Below are 14,244 nucleotides of genomic sequence, written 5' to 3' on the forward strand. Positions count from 1 at the left end.
GTCAAAATTGCATAAAACCGAGGCCAAAACCCGCTAAAGCTCTCTCATCTTGGCCCAAAAACTCCCCCCGGAGGGCCGCTCAGATCAGGCTTGCAACGGCTCTCTTTCACCCGCACGGATCACCGTAGGATCATAGGGTTCCCGCGCAAACACCTCTCGCACGCGGTCCGCAAAATGTTCAATCGGCAGCGTGTCATAGTCAGGATCGAACGAATTCTGATCCCAACGCTCGCAAAACGTCGCACAATCATCGAAATAGGGATGCCCTGAATAGGCCTGCCGCTTCTCAGGGTTCGCGCCAACGTGTTCGCCGTAATAGACCAGTTGGAAGTCACCGTGTTTCTCAACCACCCAAGTCACCTGCTCCCGCACAAATGGCTTCAAGATCGTGGCTGCATATTCATCATGGTTATAGGGTGCGAAGATGTCTCCAATGTCATGCAGCAATGCTGCGACGACCCAATCGGTGTCTGCCCCATCGCGCTCGGCACGGGTGGCGGATTGCAAGGAATGCCCGAGGCGGGTGATCTGATAGCCTGACAGGCCTTCATCTAAATCCACCAGAGCCTTCAACAACCGATCCGCGGTGCCCTTTGTGTGCTCGATCTCATGTGCCGTCAGAAAGTCGTAGTCTTCCTTGTCGCCATCCTTCATCTGAGTGAATTTGACCTGATCCATCAGCCTGCCTTCTCATATATGGCGCTGTCCTCTTTCGCGCCTTTCATCATCACCTGCGTTTGCAGCTGTCTCACCGCATCATATTGCTTCAATGCGTCTGGTTCAAAAGCAACCTGCGGTACACGGTACGGCGCCCACAACCCGTGATCATCCCTGCCACGCGCCAAATGCGCGAAATCCCGTTCGCCACCGCTTTTCGCAATTTCTGGAATGAGATATCGGATGGCGACTCCGATCCGTCGGTCATCTGACGAATTTGGGCCAGAGCCATGAATTGTCAGCCCATGGTGGAAACTGATTTCGCCCGACCGCAGCTCCATCGAAACCTTGTCTTCCTCCGCAACATCGACCCGAATTTCTTGTCCTCGTGACAGGAGGTTGTTTCCGTCGAAGGTATCCTCATGCGGCAAGATCGGGTTTTTATGGCTGCCGGAAACGACATCCATGCACCCGCTTGTCTTTGTCGCCGGAGACAGGGCCAGCCAGGCCGTTGTCAGCCCATCAATTTCGCCCATGCCCCAATAGGTCAGGTCTTGGTGCATTGTAACCACGGCCTTGGTGTTCGGCTCTTTGATCAAAAATTCGACCGAATAGAGCATGATGTCCGGTCCCAAGACACCTTCGACAGCGTTCAAGATGCCTTCGTGACATCCTAACTCATGCGCGACCGGCATGACGATCTGCGCGTTGACCCGTTTGTAAGTGTTCAAGGGCAAGGGCAGCCCATTGTCGAGCCATTCAGCCTCCAACGCTTCCACACGTGCGCGGAAGTCAGCAGCTTCGTCCTCGGTCATCGCGCGGATTGGGTAGAGGTACCCGTGTTCGCGGTAGGATGCGGCTTGTTCTGCGGTAACATGACCTAGATTGCTCATATTTCGAACTCCCATCGAGTTAAGGTCACTTGAGCGCTGATTCCGCGACATGTCTTGCCAAGAAACGACAGCCTTCGCACTGGACAGTCGTGCCTCAGTGATTAGGTTCCGACCTAAGCAAATGGCGGAGCAGCACATGGAAAAGTTTGGAAAGAGCCAGCCGGTCAAACGGTTTGAAGATCGCCGGTTTCTAACCGGTCAAGGCCGCTATGTGGATGACCTCGCGCCAGAAAGTGCTCTCTATGCTTTCTTTCTCCGCTCCACCCACGGACATGGCGAAATCAAGGGGATCTACGCAGACGACGCACGCGACATGCCGGGTGTTGAATTGATCGTCACGGTCGCTGATCTCGAAGCCGATGGCGTGAACCTTAAGATGTCCGGCTCGCTCGTGACGCAATCTGATGGTTCAAAGGGTGCGGACCCGCTCCGGCCGCTTCTGGCCAAAGATCGGGTTCGGTATGTCGGCGAACCGATCGCAATGATCATCGCGCACAGCTTGTCGGAGGCCAAAGATGCTGCCGATGCAATCGACATCGATATTGATGATCTGCCTGCCCATACTGCACTGGAAATCGGCGGAGAGTTGATCCACGAGGAAGCGCCCGACAATCTTGTTTTCGACTGGGATTTGGGTCGCAAAGAAGAGACCGAACAAGCGCTGAGCGATGCGGCGCGAGTTGTGGAACTCGATGTTTATGACAATCGGATCATCTGCAACGCGATGGAACCGCGTGGCTGTTATGCTGAACTCCAAGACGGTCGTCTGCACGTGGCGGTCAATGGACAAGGTGTTTGGGGCACCAAAAGCGAGCTCGCACGCCAACTGCACATTCCGAAAGAGGATATCCGTGTCACGAACCCTGATGTCGGCGGCGGCTTTGGCATGAAGGCCATGCACTACGGGGAAACCATTCTCGTGGCCTATGCAGCGGGCAAATTGCAACGCCCGGTACGGTGGATGTCCGAACGCACCGAAGGCATGTTGACGGACAATGGCGGACGCGACCTTATGACCGCGGCGACACTTGGGTTTGACCAGAACAACAAGTTGATTGCCTACAAAGTCGATAACCTAATCAACATGGGTGCATACAACTCGACGTTTGCGCAAAACATTCAAACAGATTTGTTTTCCAAAGTTTTGATGGGCACCTACGACGTTCAAAACGCACACATGCGGACGCGCGGCGTCTATACCAACACGACCCCAATCGACGCATACCGAGGCGCGGGTCGCCCAGAGGCGATTTTCATTTTGGAACGCGCGATGGACGAAGCGGCGCGGCAATTGGGCGTTGATCCATGGGAGTTGCGGCGCAAAAACTTCATCCAGCCGAACCAATTCCCTTACACCTCGGTTAGCAAAGTAACGTACGACGTCGGTGATTTTGAGCGTGTCTTAGACAAAGCCGCGGAAGAAGCAGACTTGGCCGGTTTCAAAGCGCGCAAGGATGCGAGTGCGCGTGCTGGCAAATACCGTGGCATCGGTCTGTGCTACTACATCGAGAGCATATTGGGCGCTCCGACGGAAACCACAACCGTCGAGTTTGAAAATGACGGAGCTTTGATCTTTGTCGGTACACAATCCAACGGGCAGGGGCACGAGACGGTCTATGCGCAATACCTCGCGGATCAATCAGGCATACCCGTTGATAAGATTACCGTTGTGCAAGGGGACAGCGACCGAATCGCGACAGGCGGCGGCACAGGTGGGTCCCGGTCCGGTACCGTGCAGAACACCGCAACACTGGCCGCAGTCGAGCAGATGGTCGCATCTTTTTCCGCGTTCCTTGCCGAACAAGAAGGTGTGTCGGTTGATGATGTGAGTTTTGACGACGAACGGTTCCGGATCGCCGGTTCAAATCTGTCGCCTACGATGCTAGAGGCGGCAGAGCTGGCCGAGGATGCAGGCCAAACCGAACTTTTGCGCCATTCTGCAACAATTACCTTGGATGATCGGAGTTTTCCCAATGGCGCCCATGTCGCCGAAGTGGAAATCGACCCCGAAACGGGGGTCACCGATGTGGTTCGCTACACGGTCGTGGATGACTTTGGGAATCTTCTCAACCCAATGATCGTTGCGGGTCAAGTGCATGGTGGCGTCGCGCAGGGTTTGGGTCAGGTTCTGACCGAACATGTGGTCTATGATGAAGACGGACAGCTGCTCACGGCAAGTTTTATGGACTATGCGATGCCACGCGCCGATGATCTTCCCATGATTGACTTTACGACCGAAGGCACACCGTCGCTTTATAATCCGCTTGGTATGAAAGGCTGCGGTGAAGCGGGGACAGTTGGCGCAATCGCGGCTGTGACCAATGCTGTGCTGGATGGGCTTTGGGATGCGGGCGTGCGTCAACTCGATTTGCCCTATACGCCGCATCGGGTTTGGACAGCGTTGCAAGACGCTCAGGCGGACAGTGTCGCTTCGTGATTGGGTCCTTGGCCTCTTAGGAAGGGGCCCAACACAAGAAACCGGACCACGGGTGGTTCGGGGCCACGCCACGCATGTGATTATCTTGGATGGAACGGCCTCCAGCCTAATGCCTGGCTGCGAGACAAATGCGGGGCTCACCTACCAACTCTTGCGAGAGGTTGGGTCGCGCGGCGATCTGTCGATCTACTATGAAGCAGGCATTCAATGGCAGGATTGGCGCGGCACGTGGGATGTGATGACGGGCAAGGGCATCAATCGTCAAATCCGCCGCGCCTATGGTGTTTTGGCGAGCCGCTACAGGCCAGGCGACAAGATCGTGCTGATTGGTTATTCCAGAGGCGCTTATGCGGTTCGTTCTCTCGCAGGTGTTTTGGATTTGGTCGGCCTTTTGAAGCCAGAGGCAGCCACAGTCAGCAATATCCGCACTGCCTATCGCCACTACCAAGCGGGAGCGACATCGCAAGCCGCAGCCGAATTCCGGTGCTATTGCCATGACGACGCTCCGATTGAAGCCGTGGCGGTTTGGGACACGGTCAAAGCGCTGGGTTTTCGGTTCCCGTTGATCTGGCGCTGGACGATGCGCAAACACGCGTTTCACAACCATGCGCTTGGTCCCTCCATTCGCAACGGCTTTCACGCTGTGGCCCGCGACGAAACCCGGATGGCTTACGCGCCGGTGATGTGGATGTGTCCGGTCGCATGGGAAGGCCGGATGGAGCAAGTGTGGTTCAAAGGAACCCACGCCGATATTGGCGGACAGGTTGGCCCGTCGCATCGGTACCGACCGCTGTCTAATATTCCGCTGGTCTGGATGTTGGAACAGTTGGAGCAGGTTGGAATGCCGCTTCCAGAGGGATGGAAAAATCGCTACCCGCAGGACGTCGAAACCCCGTCGATTGGGCGTTGGCATGGGTGGTCAAAACTGTTCTTGCATCGGCGCAAACGCAAGATTGGGGTCTGCCGGTCAGAGAGCCTGCATCCAACGATAGCAGGGGATGTGACTGATGATGCGCGGGATGCTATCCTGATCGGTTCGGAAGCCGGATAGGGCGGATGCCTCCGGCGGAAGTATATTAGGTCAAAAGACGATCAGTTTGGCAGCTTCATAATCAGGCAGGTCGTTGAACCTGTCGCATAAAGCTTTCCGTCCTTTGCGCCACGGATTTCGCCGTGGGCCACACCTGTGCTGCGTCCTGCATGATCTACGATACCGGTGGCGAGGATTTCGGTCCCGATCGGCAGAGCGCGGGTGATATTTATTTTATATTCCAGAGTCGTATAGACCGAACCTTGAGGGACAGTCGTCATCACAGCGCAGGCCATGCAGCTGTCCAATAGCGCGCCATACCAACCGCCGTGAATACCGCGCAGCGGGTTGCAGTGTTCGAACTCGGGCGTCCCACGAAAGATCACTTTCTGAGGCTCGACGGTATCAATTTGATAGTTCAACAGCCCGCTAATCGGCGGCCGCGCGATCTCTCCTGCCAGCATCTTTTGCATGAATTCGAGGCCCGAGATTGCTTTGACGTCCTCAAGCTCGGGCAGTTGGTCTATGGATGTGGCGGTGAACATTTGGCCTCCGATAGTCTTTTCGGAGACGCTGCCGCGTCACGCTACTTTTTGCAACCGCGCTTTTGGCGTCACGCCGAGCGCATGGCACACGTCACGGGTCAATTCGGGTTTGTTCAACGTGTAGAAATGCAGGTGCTCCACACCGCCTTGGATCAAGTCGTCACACAGCTCGGACGCCAGAGCCGTCGCGAGCAGATCGGAGGTGCCATCGCGCTCGGCGTTGGCAAAGGCGTCTGCAATTAAGGGCGGGATAGATGTGCCACAGCTTTCCGCAAACTTCTTTGCGCCGGCCCAATTCTCGACAGGCAGGATGCCCGGAAGAATAGGGGCCGTGATGCCTGCATCCGCACAAGCATCGCGGAACCGAAAGAAGGTCTCTGCCTCAAAAAAGAATTGCGTGATCGCGCGCGTTGCACCTGCATCTACCTTACGTTTTAGAAATTCGATGTCCGCTTTCGTTGAGGCGGCTTCAGGATGTTTCTCGGGATATGCGCCGACCGTGATATTGAATGTGCCGCGTTTGGCAATCGTTTCAATCAGCTCAATGGAATCTTGGAAGCCCTCTGGATGGGGTGTGAACGCATTTGTGCCCTTCGGCGCATCCCCCCTTAGCGCGACAATATCCGTCACCCCTGCTGCGGCATACCCATCCAAAATCTTATCGGTTTCGACGCGTGTTGCGTCCACGCAAGTTAGATGTGCCGCAACTGGCAAATCCATTTGATCGCGCAATGCGACTACAGCTTCGTGGGTCAACTTCCGTGTCGTGCCGCCTGCGCCGTAGGTGACCGAAACGAAAGTTGGGTCCAATGGTGCCAATGTCGACACACACTCCCACAGACGAAAAGATGCTTTGAGCGATTTGGGTGGGAAGAATTCAAAGCTGACGGCGGGTTGGGTCATGGATCGGTCCTCATGTGCGGTTGCTTGTTCTTTCGCAAACACACCTCTATGAAGCAAATTCATAACTCTCAGAAACATTATGAGGTTTTTTGGGGTGCATATTGAGTTTCGACATCTAAGAACGATCAAAGCCATTCACGACACCGGCGGGCTGGCGCGGGCGGCCGACATGCTCAACATCACGCAATCCGCTCTGAGCCATCAGATCAAAGGGATCGAGGATCAGGCGGGCGTCGAATTGTTCGTCAGGCGCACGAAACCGCTCCGCCTCTCTGCAGCGGGTCTCAAGATGCTGGCAGCGGCAGAGACGATTTTGCCGCAAGTGGCAGCCTTAGAGGCCGAGTTCGAAGGGCTGGTCGCGGGAAGTGCTGGGCGTCTTCACATCGCAATCGAATGCCACGCTTGCTTCGAATGGCTGTTCCCTGTGCTGGAGGAATTCCGGAAAGCGTGGCCCGAGGTGGACGTCGATATTCGCCCCGGTTTGGCCTTCGATGCTCTACCGGCCTTGAAGCGGGAAGAGGTCGATCTTGTGGTGTCTTCGGACCCAGAGGACATCGATGAAACAGATTTCACTCCGATTTTCGACTATGAACCTGTTTTTGTCGCTTCATCTCAGCATCCATTGGCGCAAAAGAAATTCATCGAAGCTTCTGACTTTGAGGGCGAAACACTGATCACCTATCCGGTCGAGCGATCCCGCCTTGATGTGTTTTCACAACTTCTCATGCCGGCGGGAGTGGAACCAGCAGAGGTACGGCAAGTTGAACTCACAGCCGTGATCCTCCTCCTCGTCGCATCTAACCGAGGCGTCGCGGTCCTGCCAGATTGGGTGGTGCGTGAAGTGCGATACAATTCGGACTATGTGACGCGTCCTCTAACCGATAAGGGCATCACCCGCAGGCTCTATGCGGCCACACGATCCGAAGATACGGGTTTGCCTTACATGGCGCATCTCCTCCGCCTTGCGCGGCAAGAGGCGGTTAAATTGCAACGTCCGATGCGAGACGCGCACGCATAGCTGCCTTGCGGTAGCAGCGTGAAAGGCGGCTTGCTCAAACGCGGCAGACCGCCTATAGCGCGGCTCTGACCCGAACATCGAAAGACCATTCCAATGGCAGGCTCTGCAAATCTGAACGTTATGATGAAAGTCGCGCGCAAAGCGGGGCGCGGCCTGTTGAAGGATTTCGGCGAGGTAGAGAACCTGCAGGTCAGTGCCAAAGGCCCGGGCGACTTTGTCAGCCGCGCCGACAAACAAGCCGAAGAAACCATCCGCGAAGAGCTGATGGAAGCCCGCCCGACCTATGGGTTCTTGGGCGAAGAAGGCGCAGAGATTGAGGGCAAGGACCCGACTCGTCGTTGGATCGTTGATCCGCTTGATGGAACGACGAACTTTTTGCACGGGCTCCCGCATTGGGCCGTGTCTATTGCATTGGAACACAAAGGTCAGATTGTCGCCGGTGTGATCTATGATCCGGTGAAGGATGAGATGTTCTATGCCGAGAAAGGTTTTGGCGCGTTTGTGAACGAAGCTCGTCTCCGCGTCTCCGGTCGCCACCGGATGGCTGAAGCCATTTTTGCTACCGGCCTGCCATTCTCTGGTCGCCCAGACCTGCCTGAAACCCTACAAGACCTCGCGCGCCTCCTTCCGGCCTGTGCAGGTGTCCGTCGGTTCGGCGCTGCATCGCTTGACCTCGCTTACGTCGCTGCTGGTCGCTACGACGGGTTCTGGGAACGTGGGTTGAACGCTTGGGATATTGCGGCGGGGATCGTCATTCTCAAAGAAGCAGGCGGGTTGATCGAAGCAATGAACCCAGAAGGCGATGTTCTTAACGACGGTGCGTTAATTTGTGCGAATGAGCCGATCTTCGATACATTTGCAAAAGTGATCCGTAAGGGCAGCTAGATCTTATTCCGCGTCACTTTTGGGAATCGGGATTCTATCATCGGATACCGTGCGTCCGGATGATCTGGATGTCCTTCCGTCCTGTTCCAGAACTGCCGACCGCCGCGTTTTAGCCAAAGCGGCAGCGTGAGCAGCAAACCGGCAACAAACCCACCTGCATGCGCCCAATAGGCCACGCCACCTTCGGTGCCTGTCCCAACGCCATAGAAAATCTGCATGGCGAACCACAGCGCCAACATGATCCAAGACGGGATCGGGAAAATCCGTATGTAGATTATCAGGAACAAGAAGATATCGACGCGCGCTTTTGGAAAGAGCAACAGATAGCCCCCCATCACCCCCGCAATTGCCCCCGACGCCCCAACGAGTGGGACCGGTGATCCCGGCGCCAAAGCATAGTGGGCCATGCTGGCCGCAACGCCGGACACCAGATAAAATACCAGAAACGGCACATGGCCCATCTGATCTTCCATGTTGTCGCCAAAAATCCAGAGGAACAGCATATTGCCGCCGAGATGCCAAAAGCCTGCATGAATGAACATCGCCGTTAGGATACCCAGCTGCCCTTCACCATTCGTCAATCGGGCAGGGATCATACCGTAGTCGTAGTAGAGCATGCTGAGTGCACGCTCATCCTGAGCGGTCAAAAGAGTGACAAGAAAGATGAACACATTCAGCGCAATCAGCGTGTAGGTCACATAAGGGGTGCGTTCAGCGGGGTTATGATCTCGGATCGGAAACATGGCGCCACATTCGATAAGCGTGGGCGAATGGTCAAGGTCGCAAAACCTCTTGGGCGAGTTTGCCACAGACGCCCCCGTCATCGTGGACTTGACGGACCTACATTTTGGTCCACCCTTAGAGCATGAGACTAATCATCGCTGCCCTCTTCGCGGCTTCTGCCGCATCCGCCGAAAGCTGCCCGCCCGCGCCAAATCATACGGACGCGATACAAAACCTTGTGTCTCAATATAAATCTTCGTCTCAGCTTGAGGCGCGGTCGTTGACTGGCCAGCTCTGGGCGCTGTGGACGGATGCACCTGATCAAAAGGCGCAAGCCCTTTTGGACGAAGGCATGCGGTTGATTTCCACCTTTGACTTTGATGGGTCGAAGGCAGTCCTTGATGAACTAGTGGCGTACTGCCCAGACTACGCCGAGGGATACAATCAACGCGCCTTCGCGCAATTTCTAGCCAAAGACTACGACGGTGCCTTGGCCGACCTCGATCGCACCTTAGAGATCATTCCAAACCACATTGGCGCAATTTCCGGTCGCGGAATGACCCTCATCGGAATGGGCCGCAGACCCGAAGGCGAAGACGCTATTCGCGACGCACTAGAGCTCAACCCGTGGCTCTCCGAGCGCAGATTCCTGACAGAGCCCGAAGGCACCGACATCTGACCCTTGCCGCCCGCGCACGAACGCCCTAGGAAGGCAGCGTGCCCCCGTGGTGGAATGGTAGACACTGGAGACTTAAAATCTCTTGGGCGTATGCCCGTGCCAGTTCGAGTCTGGCCGGGGGCACCACCTTTTCTCTGTGAAACTATGTTTGTGAATGCTCCGGCCATTCGCATGGGCGGCGTGAATTTGACGCATCACATAGACCCGTTACAAAACCTGAGTTAGTATTGAGTCCACAAAGTTCAATTTTAGGGTGATTTTGCCATCCACCCAGTGAGATTTAGGGAACCAAACAATGATTGATGTAAGCACAAAAATGGATGGGGCTTTGATCGTCGCCACTCTTTCCGGTGAAGTCAGCGGTGACGACTACACGAAGGCTCTTCTTCCCGTTGTTGAGAAAGGCATCGAGACGCACGACATGGTAAAAATGCTCATCGTCGCAGGCGATGAGTTCGAAGATTTCGATGTGGATGCTGCTTGGGAAGACATCAAAATGGGGGTCTCTCATTGGCGCGGATTTGAGCGGATCGCCGTCGCCACCGACAAAACTTGGATGCGACGCGGGATACGTGTTGCGTCGCCCGTGTTCCCCTGTCCGATGAACGTATTCACAATGGCAGAGCAGGACGATGCGCTCCGTTGGCTGCAAGAGTCCTTGGGGTCTATTCACGTCACTGACCTTGGAGACGCAACCATGCGCGTCAATCTCCTCGGCGAAGTTGACGCCTCTGCCTATGAAAATGCCTCAGCCAATCTCGATGCGAAGATTGCTGAAAGCGAGTCCTTTAAGCTGCTTCTCGATGTGACCGAGTTTACCGGTTGGCAAGGTGTCTCGGCCATGGGTGCTCATCTGAGCCTTGTCAGACAGCATGCGCCTATCGCTGAAAAGGTCGCCATTATCGGGAACAAAAGCTGGCAACGGTTTTCAGAAAAAATCGGCAGCGCCTTCCTAAGTGCAGAAGTAAAATACTTTGACGAAGCAGAAGAAGATGCAGCGAAGGTATGGCTTTCGGAATAAGAATTTCTGCGCTGCTGCTTACAAAGCGCGGCCTATTTGACACAGTATTATTCCGAGTGGACTTCGGTTTTGAACGGAAATCGAAACCGAACGCCATCTTCAAAACTTAGGAAAATTGTTATGTTTTAGAGGTTTGGTCCTAATTTAGTTGATTAAACTGCCCTATGCGCAACTTCAGATTGATATTTTCCAATTCGGAAACGTAGGGTTTCTGCCCTGTAGGTTGAAATTTTCGCCCATTTTAGGCAAATAGTAACAGTGGGGTTGTTACAAAAGTGTTATGTTCAAAGGTTGTACCCGTGTCTCTAAACGAATCTGAAAGCGCTCTTCTACAGCGCATCGCCGCACAGGTTGTGCAGCCCGCAGCGAGGGCTCCGATCGATGTGGCTGAACCTGAAATCGACTTGGATGTTGTCGAACAACCATCCGTCGAAAAATTGTGGGACTTTGCCGGATTTGGCCCCAAGTCCCGCATTTTGACGTCTTTCGGCTACGTCCCGATGGAGGCATTGCGCCGCCGTGATCCGATCAAAACCTTCGACGGCCGTTTCCTCGAAGTGGAAAAGGTCGACGAAATTCGCCTCGACCGTCGCTACCTCATCGACCACCCAGAGGCGCAGCCAATCCGTCTGCCTAAAAATTCAGTTGGTGGCGTTGCCCCAAACACTGATCTCTATGTCTCCGGGGCGCAAAAACTTCGGAGTACGGATCGCACAGGTGAAACAGTTACGGCAGAAGATATGATTGGCCGCGCTGGGATCATGCGCAAATCGCACGGGTATTTCACCTACTACCGTTTCCACTGCGGGCAGGCTTGCACAGTGCAAATCGATGGTTTGTGGTGTGAAATTGCAGGTCCTGACGCCTAACCATCTATAGATCGTCTTTACGATCTTCCCGTTTTAGCACGCGATCCGCTTTCTTGCGCACCAAGACGGATCTCAAGTCGTGCATGGCGAGCAAAAGTGAGTCAGTGATCTCATCGAGTTCATCGTTTTCAGCTTTAGACTGAACCCATTGCGTCGTCGCATTCAAATGATCCACCGTCCGATGAATGTCATCGATGGTGCGTCGCGCCAGCAAGGGGACCCGTTCATCCAGCCAGCTTTGAATAGCGGATAGATCGGCCTCGCTCAGTTCATGATCACCGTGCGGTTTGACCTCACCCTTGTTGACGTTCACCACCGCGATCTGGTCCATCTCGATCCTGCGCTGCCGATTTTCTGTGTCGACACGAAACACGATCGCACCGTTCTCACGGGTCCGGAAATAGTAATCTGGTAACTCAGTGCTCATAAGCCCCTCACGCAATGCTAGAATCCTAGCATCCCAACGTATAGCGCACCAGTCTTAGCCTTAAGCAAAACCATATCGTCTTTTGAGTACTAAATACCTCCGCCGGAGGCTCCGAGCTTTCAAAGCTGTGCAAGGTCCAAATCAGCTCAAACCCTCACAAAACACCTTTATCCGGGCGCAGGCCTCGGTCAGTTGTGCATCCGACGTGGCATAGCTGACCCTAAAGTTCGGACTGACACCAAAAGCCGCACCAAAGACAACGGCAACGCCTGTCTCTTCCAATAGCGCTGTCGCGAAATCCTCATCTGTTTCGATCTTCACACCTGATGCAGATGTTTTGCCAATGCAGCCCGCAATAGACGGGTACACATAGAATGCGCCTTCTGGGCGAGGGCAGGAAATGCCAGGGCAGCCGTTCAACGCGTCCACGACCAGATCCCGCCGGCGCTGGAAGAGTTTCGCGTTATCCGCCAGAAAATCCTGTGGCCCGTTCAGGGCTTCTAGCGCCGCGTATTGTCCGATGGAAGACGGGTTCGATGTCGACTGCGATTGTACCTTCCGCATCGCTTTGATCAGCTCTTCTGGCCCCGCAGCATAGCCGATCCGCCAGCCCGTCATCGCATAGGCTTTAGACACACCATTCACGGTCAACGACCGTTCATAAAGCCGAGGTTCCACTTGCGCCGGTGTGCAGAACTTGAAGTTTCCGAATGCCAAATGCTCATACATGTCGTCCGTGATGATCCAAACATGAGGATTTTCAACCAAGATGTCAGTAAGTGCCTTTAACTCATCCCAAGAATACCCCGCACCCGTCGGGTTGGAGGGGGAGTTGAACAAAAACCATTTTGTCTGTGGTGTGATCGCGTTGCGCAGCTGTTCGGCCGTGATTTTGAAGCTGTTCTCTAGGGTTGCCTCGACAATCACAGGCGTGCCGCCAGCCAGCAGAACCATATCCGGATAGCTCACCCAATAGGGGGCAGGGATGATGACCTCGTCACCTGCGTTCAGCGTCGCCATGAAAGCATTATAGAGCACCTGTTTCCCGCCCGTTCCAACTGTCACTTGCGCGGTTTCGTAGCTCAAATCATTGTCGCGTTGGAATTTTGCACAGATCGCCTCTTTCAATTCTGGAACACCGTCCACGGCCGTGTAACGCGTCTTCCCTTCGGAAATCGCTTGCTGACCCGCCTTTTGAATATGCTCAGGCGTATCAAAATCTGGCTCACCGGCCCCCAAAGCAATGATGTCACGGCCTGCCGCCTTTAACTCTGCAGCCTTTGTCGTCACAGCGATCGTCGGGGAAGGCTTTACGCGGTTCAGTGTCGCAGAGAGGAAAGTCATGGTCGGCTCCTTGTAGCCATTTGTCTCGGAAGCTGTCATAGGATGCAGCGTTCACCAGATGCAAGACATGAGGACGTTATGACCGCGACAGAAAACTGGTACGCCGAAGACGCCGCAACATTTGGGGATCGTTTGGCCGCAGCAAGAGAGGCTGCTGGCCTGACGCAAGCTGAACTCGCAAAGCGCCTAGGTGTCAAAACCAGCGTTGTGCAGGCTTGGGAAGATGACATTAAAGAGCCGCGCGCCAATCGGCTGCAGATGCTGTCCGGCATGTTGAATGTCACGTTGAGCTGGCTTCTAACGGGCCAAGGGGAGGGCGTTGACGGACCCTTTGATGAGGCTGGCCCCTCAGATCATTCTATGCAGCTTCTTCTCGCGGATATCCGTGCCCTGCGGGCCGAGATGACTCAATCTGCCGAACGTATGGGACAGTTAGAAAAACGTCTGCGCAAACTGATGGAAGATGACGTTTGATGGAACCGCGCGAGGTTAAGATTAAGCGGCTCGCTATGCGGTCCATGCGCCGCGGCATCAAGGAAATGGACCTCATTCTGTCTGCCTTTGCCGAGAAAAACCTCTCCGCGCTGGCTGATGAAGACCTTTCCCTTTATGACCAACTGCTAAGTGAAAATGACCATGATCTTTACAATTGGGTGAGCGGTCAATCCTCTGCGCCAGAGGCCTATGGAAACTTGATGGCAGAGATTACCAAGGGTGCTCACGGTCTCACCCGTCCAAACTAATTTGCTCTGATTAACTCTATTTTTTGTTTCTGGCGCCATAACCGCTGCAAGCAATGGGAATGGAGTCTTT

At 54.7% G+C, this 14,244-nt stretch carries 16 protein-coding genes and 1 tRNA gene; 10 read left to right on the top strand and 7 right to left on the bottom strand.

Features of this window, described 5'->3' with window-relative positions; translation table 11 throughout:
- Positions 1 to 84: 84 nt before the first annotated feature.
- Complete coding sequence (locus BUA85_RS00130; protein ID WP_072898354.1) at positions 85 to 678, bottom strand: HD domain-containing protein; 594 nt, start codon at positions 676 to 678, stop codon at positions 85 to 87.
- The gene (locus tag BUA85_RS00135) at positions 678 to 1,550 is read right to left on the bottom strand and encodes a phytanoyl-CoA dioxygenase family protein (RefSeq protein WP_110559041.1); all 873 of its coding nucleotides are present in this window, start codon (positions 1,548 to 1,550) and stop codon (positions 678 to 680) included. The genes BUA85_RS00130 and BUA85_RS00135 overlap by 1 nt, the downstream gene beginning before the upstream one ends.
- Positions 1,551 to 1,686: 136 nt before the next feature.
- On the opposite strand from BUA85_RS00135, the gene BUA85_RS00140 reads away from it, so the two are divergent.
- Together BUA85_RS00140 and BUA85_RS00145 are read left to right on the top strand one after the other, a co-directional pair.
- Positions 1,687 to 3,987, top strand: a complete 2,301-nt coding sequence (locus BUA85_RS00140) for a xanthine dehydrogenase family protein molybdopterin-binding subunit (RefSeq protein WP_072898356.1) — start codon at positions 1,687 to 1,689, stop codon at positions 3,985 to 3,987.
- The gene (locus BUA85_RS00145; protein WP_072898358.1) at positions 3,974 to 5,038 is read left to right on the top strand and encodes a DUF2235 domain-containing protein; all 1,065 of its coding nucleotides are present in this window, start codon (positions 3,974 to 3,976) and stop codon (positions 5,036 to 5,038) included. The genes BUA85_RS00140 and BUA85_RS00145 overlap by 14 nt, the downstream gene beginning before the upstream one ends.
- Positions 5,039 to 5,079: 41 nt before the next feature.
- On the opposite strand, the gene BUA85_RS00150 is transcribed toward BUA85_RS00145, so the two are convergent.
- A complete protein-coding gene (locus BUA85_RS00150; RefSeq protein ID WP_072898359.1) occupies positions 5,080 to 5,562 on the bottom strand; it encodes a PaaI family thioesterase in 483 nt (160 codons plus the stop codon).
- A gap of 36 nt (positions 5,563 to 5,598) precedes the next feature.
- Entirely contained in the window at positions 5,599 to 6,465 is an 867-nt protein-coding gene (gene metF, locus BUA85_RS00155; RefSeq protein ID WP_072900318.1) for a methylenetetrahydrofolate reductase [NAD(P)H], read from the bottom strand.
- Positions 6,466 to 6,559: 94 nt separating this feature from the next.
- Here metF and BUA85_RS00160 point away from each other — a divergent pair, with 94 nt between their 5' ends.
- Together BUA85_RS00160 and BUA85_RS00165 are read left to right on the top strand one after the other, a co-directional pair.
- A complete protein-coding gene (locus tag BUA85_RS00160) occupies positions 6,560 to 7,483 on the top strand; it encodes a LysR family transcriptional regulator (RefSeq protein ID WP_072900319.1) in 924 nt (307 codons plus the stop codon).
- 93 nt (positions 7,484 to 7,576) lie between these two features.
- Positions 7,577 to 8,368 (top strand): inositol monophosphatase family protein, encoded by a 792-nt coding sequence (locus BUA85_RS00165; RefSeq protein ID WP_072898361.1) that lies wholly within the window; start codon positions 7,577 to 7,579, stop codon positions 8,366 to 8,368.
- Here BUA85_RS00165 and BUA85_RS00170 read toward each other — a convergent pair.
- Positions 8,365 to 9,111: a rhomboid family intramembrane serine protease gene (locus BUA85_RS00170; RefSeq protein WP_072898363.1), complete on the bottom strand. Its 747-nt coding sequence runs from the start codon at positions 9,109 to 9,111 to the stop codon at positions 8,365 to 8,367. The two genes, BUA85_RS00165 and BUA85_RS00170, sit on opposite strands and share 4 nt — an antisense overlap.
- A gap of 122 nt (positions 9,112 to 9,233) precedes the next feature.
- On the opposite strand from BUA85_RS00170, the gene BUA85_RS00175 reads away from it, so the two are divergent.
- The 4 genes from BUA85_RS00175 (at position 9,234) to BUA85_RS00190 (ending at position 11,660) form a co-directional block, all read left to right on the top strand.
- Positions 9,234 to 9,770, top strand: coding sequence for a tetratricopeptide repeat protein (locus BUA85_RS00175; RefSeq protein WP_072898365.1), 537 nt, complete (start codon positions 9,234 to 9,236; stop codon positions 9,768 to 9,770).
- Positions 9,771 to 9,810: 40 nt separating this feature from the next.
- Positions 9,811 to 9,896: transfer RNA gene (locus tag BUA85_RS00180), tRNA-Leu, on the top strand.
- 169 nt (positions 9,897 to 10,065) lie between these two features.
- Entirely contained in the window at positions 10,066 to 10,791 is a 726-nt protein-coding gene (locus BUA85_RS00185) for a SpoIIAA family protein (protein WP_072898367.1), read from the top strand.
- Positions 10,792 to 11,090: 299 nt separating this feature from the next.
- Positions 11,091 to 11,660 (top strand): Hint domain-containing protein, encoded by a 570-nt coding sequence (locus BUA85_RS00190; RefSeq protein ID WP_072898369.1) that lies wholly within the window; start codon positions 11,091 to 11,093, stop codon positions 11,658 to 11,660.
- Positions 11,661 to 11,664: 4 nt separating this feature from the next.
- On the opposite strand, the gene BUA85_RS00195 is transcribed toward BUA85_RS00190, so the two are convergent.
- Entirely contained in the window at positions 11,665 to 12,087 is a 423-nt protein-coding gene (locus BUA85_RS00195) for a hypothetical protein (protein WP_072898371.1), read from the bottom strand.
- 141 nt (positions 12,088 to 12,228) lie between these two features.
- The gene (locus tag BUA85_RS00200) at positions 12,229 to 13,431 is read right to left on the bottom strand and encodes a pyridoxal phosphate-dependent aminotransferase (protein WP_072900320.1); all 1,203 of its coding nucleotides are present in this window, start codon (positions 13,429 to 13,431) and stop codon (positions 12,229 to 12,231) included.
- A 42-nt stretch (positions 13,432 to 13,473) separates the two neighbouring features.
- On the opposite strand from BUA85_RS00200, the gene BUA85_RS00205 reads away from it, so the two are divergent.
- Entirely contained in the window at positions 13,474 to 13,905 is a 432-nt protein-coding gene (locus tag BUA85_RS00205) for a helix-turn-helix domain-containing protein (RefSeq protein ID WP_242648962.1), read from the top strand.
- Positions 13,902 to 14,174 carry a succinate dehydrogenase assembly factor 2 gene (locus BUA85_RS00210; protein ID WP_423219892.1) on the top strand — a complete coding sequence of 91 codons (273 nt, stop codon included), beginning with the start codon at positions 13,902 to 13,904 and terminating at the stop codon, positions 14,172 to 14,174. The genes BUA85_RS00205 and BUA85_RS00210 overlap by 4 nt, the downstream gene beginning before the upstream one ends.
- The last annotated feature ends 70 nt before the right edge of the window (positions 14,175 to 14,244 follow it).

It is taken from the genome of Cognatiyoonia sediminum (assembly GCF_900129845.1).
GTDB classification, from domain to species: Bacteria; Pseudomonadota; Alphaproteobacteria; order Rhodobacterales; family Rhodobacteraceae; genus Cognatiyoonia; species Cognatiyoonia sediminum.

Coding starts and splice junctions, on each gene's coding strand:
- BUA85_RS00130 (WP_072898354.1), bottom strand. CDS start 678: ATGGATCAGGTCAAATTCACTCAGATGAAGGATGGCGACAAGGAAGAC.
- BUA85_RS00135 (WP_110559041.1), bottom strand. CDS start 1,550: ATGAGCAATCTAGGTCATGTTACCGCAGAACAAGCCGCATCCTACCGC.
- BUA85_RS00140 (WP_072898356.1), top strand. CDS start 1,687: ATGGAAAAGTTTGGAAAGAGCCAGCCGGTCAAACGGTTTGAAGATCGC.
- BUA85_RS00150 (WP_072898359.1), bottom strand. CDS start 5,562: ATGTTCACCGCCACATCCATAGACCAACTGCCCGAGCTTGAGGACGTC.
- metF (WP_072900318.1), bottom strand. CDS start 6,465: ATGACCCAACCCGCCGTCAGCTTTGAATTCTTCCCACCCAAATCGCTC.
- BUA85_RS00165 (WP_072898361.1), top strand. CDS start 7,577: ATGGCAGGCTCTGCAAATCTGAACGTTATGATGAAAGTCGCGCGCAAA.
- BUA85_RS00170 (WP_072898363.1), bottom strand. CDS start 9,111: ATGTTTCCGATCCGAGATCATAACCCCGCTGAACGCACCCCTTATGTG.
- BUA85_RS00175 (WP_072898365.1), top strand. CDS start 9,234: ATGAGACTAATCATCGCTGCCCTCTTCGCGGCTTCTGCCGCATCCGCC.
- BUA85_RS00185 (WP_072898367.1), top strand. CDS start 10,066: ATGATTGATGTAAGCACAAAAATGGATGGGGCTTTGATCGTCGCCACT.
- BUA85_RS00195 (WP_072898371.1), bottom strand. CDS start 12,087: ATGAGCACTGAGTTACCAGATTACTATTTCCGGACCCGTGAGAACGGT.
- BUA85_RS00200 (WP_072900320.1), bottom strand. CDS start 13,431: ATGACTTTCCTCTCTGCGACACTGAACCGCGTAAAGCCTTCCCCGACG.
- BUA85_RS00205 (WP_242648962.1), top strand. CDS start 13,474: ATGCAGCGTTCACCAGATGCAAGACATGAGGACGTTATGACCGCGACA.